Source organism: Sporichthyaceae bacterium (assembly GCA_036493475.1).
Classification (GTDB): Bacteria; Actinomycetota; Actinomycetes; order Sporichthyales; family Sporichthyaceae; genus DASQPJ01.
The window spans coordinates 1-2,733 of record DASXPS010000196.1 but is presented as its reverse complement, the minus strand read 5'-3'; the positions used below and the strand labels follow the sequence as shown (position 1 = coordinate 2,733).

At 68.9% G+C, this 2,733-nt stretch carries 3 protein-coding genes; all 3 read left to right on the top strand.

What is annotated here, in order from left to right; genetic code table 11:
- Positions 1-151 precede the first annotated feature (151 nt).
- The 3 genes from istA to istB all read left to right on the top strand — a co-directional run bounded on the left by istA (position 152) and on the right by istB (position 2,542).
- A complete protein-coding gene (gene istA, locus VGJ14_18955; protein ID HEY2834507.1) occupies positions 152-1,390 on the top strand; it encodes an IS21 family transposase in 1,239 nt (412 codons plus the stop codon).
- Between the two features lie 89 nt (positions 1,391-1,479).
- Entirely contained in the window at positions 1,480-1,719 is a 240-nt protein-coding gene (locus VGJ14_18950) for a hypothetical protein (GenBank protein ID HEY2834506.1), read from the top strand.
- 10 nt (positions 1,720-1,729) lie between these two features.
- Positions 1,730-2,542: an IS21-like element helper ATPase IstB gene (gene istB, locus VGJ14_18945; GenBank protein ID HEY2834505.1), complete on the top strand. Its 813-nt coding sequence runs from the start codon at positions 1,730-1,732 to the stop codon at positions 2,540-2,542.
- Positions 2,543-2,733 lie beyond the last annotated feature (191 nt).

Below are 2,733 nucleotides of genomic sequence, written 5' to 3'. Positions count from 1 at the left end.
ATTGCTGCGGCGATCTTAAACCTCCTGAACCGAGAGGTTGTGCGGGTTCGAGTCCCGCTCCGGGCACTCGTTCCGACCAGGCTGTCGGCGGTTGCTGAAAACTGACCCCCAGGCAACGGTTGAAAGTTGACCCCCTTGCTTAGCCTGGAGGGTGTTGAACGTGGAGGATTGGGCCGAGATCCGGCGCTTGTCGCGCTCGGAGGGCATGACGATCAAGGGGATCGCCCGTGTCCTGGGGATCTCGAAGAACACGGTGCGTCGTGCTCTGGCTGCGACGGAACCGCCTAAGTACGTGCGTGCACCGACAGGGTCGGCGGTGGACACGTTCGTGCCGCGGATCAAGGAGTGCCTCAAGGCCGATCCGTGGATGCCGGCCACGGTGATCGCCGAGCGGGTCGGCTGGGAGCGGTCGATCACGGTGTTCCGAGAGCACGTGCGCGAGATACGCCCGCAGTTCAAGCCGGCGGATCCGGCCTCGCGCACCACGTACGAGCCGGGCGAGATCATGCAGTGTGACCTGTGGTTCCCGCCCGCGAAGATCCCGCTCGGCGCCGGTCACGCCGATAGTCCGCCGGTGCTCACGATGGTGGCGGGCTACTCCCGGTACCTGATGGCGCGGATGATCCCGTCCCGGCATGCCGAGGACCTGATCGCCGGGCACTGGGAGCTTCTGGCCGAGCTCGGCGCGGTGGCCAAGACACTGGTGTGGGACAACGAGGGCGCGGTCGGCAGGTGGGTGTCGGGAAAACCGCGCCTGGCAGACGGGTTCCAAGCCTTCCGCGGCAGCCTCGGGGTCAGCATCTACCAGGCCCGACCCCGCGATCCGGAGACCAAGGGACTGGTGGAGCGGGCGAACGGCTACCTGGAGACCAGCTTCATGCCGGGACGCTCCTTCTCCTCGCCCGCCGACTTCAACCGGCAGCTGGCCGCCTGGCTGCTCAAAGCGAACTCCCGCCACCACCGCAGGATCGAGTGCCGCCCGATCGACCGTCTCGGCGCGGACCTGGCCGCGATGGTGCCCCTGCCGCCGGTCGCCCCGGTCATCGGCTGGCACCACACGCTGCGGCTGCCGCGCGACCACTACGTGCGTGTCGATACCTGCGACTACTCCGTCGATCCGGCCGCGATCGGCCGGCGCATCGCGGTCCGCGCGGACCTTCACGAGGTGACCGCGACGATGAACGGGCTGCCGGTCGCCCGCCATCCACGCTCCTGGGCCCCGCACCAGACGATCACCGACCCCGCCCACACCGCGGCAGCGACCGCGATGCGCCGCGCCCACCTGCACCCGGTACGCGAGCACGCCGGCAGCGACGAGGTCGAGGTGCGCGACCTCTCCCGCTACGACGCGATCTTCGGCCTGGCCGAACCCGAGACCCCGGCCGCCTGACCCCTGCCCGGACCGCACCCGCGGTTCCACGCTGCACCCTGCCCGACACCGACACCGACACCGACACCGACACCGACAAGGAGACTGGCATGCCTGCACGCAGCATGCTCTTCGCCCGGCTGCGCATCACCGACCCGCACGCCGCGCTCGAATTCACCGGCGATCCGCGCTACGGCGGACCCCGCCTGGCCATCGGCGATCCCGCCGACGCCGTCGCCATCGACCTGCCGACCGACGGCCACGCCGCCGCCGTGTTCCTACGCCGCCTCGCCGCGGCCGCGATCGCCGCAGCGGACCACACCGAGACCCACCCCGCCTTCACCGATTAAGGAGACCGGGATGCCTTCCCGCACCACCGAGAAACCCGCGCCCACCGGGCGCGAGACGGCAGCCGAGATCGCCTACCTCTCCAGAGCGCTCAAGACCCCGGCGATCGCCGACGCCGCCGAACGCCTGGCCGAACGCGCCCGGACCGAGAACTGGACCCACCAGGAATACCTCGCCGCCTGCATGCAGCGCGAGAACGCCACCCGCTCCGCCTCCGGAGCCGAGATCCGCATCAAAGCCGCCCGCTTCCCGGCCCGCAAGACCCTCGAAGAGTTCGACTACGAGCATCAGCGCTCGATCAGACGCGAGGCCATCGCCCACCTCGGCACCCTCGACTTCATCGCCGCCAAGGACAACGCCGTCTTCCTCGGCCCGCCCGGCACCGGCAAAACACACCTCGCCATCGGCCTCGGAATGCGCGCCTGCCAGGCCGGACACCGCGTCGCCTTCGCCACCGCCGCCGACTGGGTCACCCGCCTCGCCGCAGCCCACCAGCACGGCGTGCTGCCCGCCGAGCTCGTCAAACTCTCGCGTTACCCGCTCCTGGTCATCGACGAGGTCGGCTACCTGCCGTTCGATCCCGACGCCGCGAACCTGTTCTTCCAACTCGTCTCGAGCAGGTACGAGCGCGCCAGCTTGATCATCACGAGCAACATGCCGTTCGGCCGCTGGGGAGAGGTGTTCAACGACGACGTCATCGCCGCCGCAATGATCGACCGACTCGTCCACCACGCCGAAGTCCACGCCCTCAAGGGCGACAGCTACCGCACCCGCAACCGCGACCTCGGCCGAGCCACCCCAGCCTCAACCGACCACCAACAGTAACGAACATTCACACAAGGGGGTCACGATTCAACCGACGCCAGGGGGTCAGTTTTCAGCCGACGTTGACACCCGCGAGATGCGGGCACCAAGCAGACGTATAGACGCAGGATCAGCCACGGCACACCCTTCGAGCACCTGACCGGAGTCGGCAACTCCCGGCTCTCGGCGAGGACTGTGACGACCTGGACGAG

What these genes read in the sequence shown, in the direction of transcription:
- VGJ14_18950 (HEY2834506.1), top strand. Translation starts at nt 1,480, where the DNA reads ATGCCTGCACGCAGCATGCTCTTCGCCCGGCTGCGCATCACCGACCCG.
- istB (HEY2834505.1), top strand. Translation starts at nt 1,730, where the DNA reads ATGCCTTCCCGCACCACCGAGAAACCCGCGCCCACCGGGCGCGAGACG.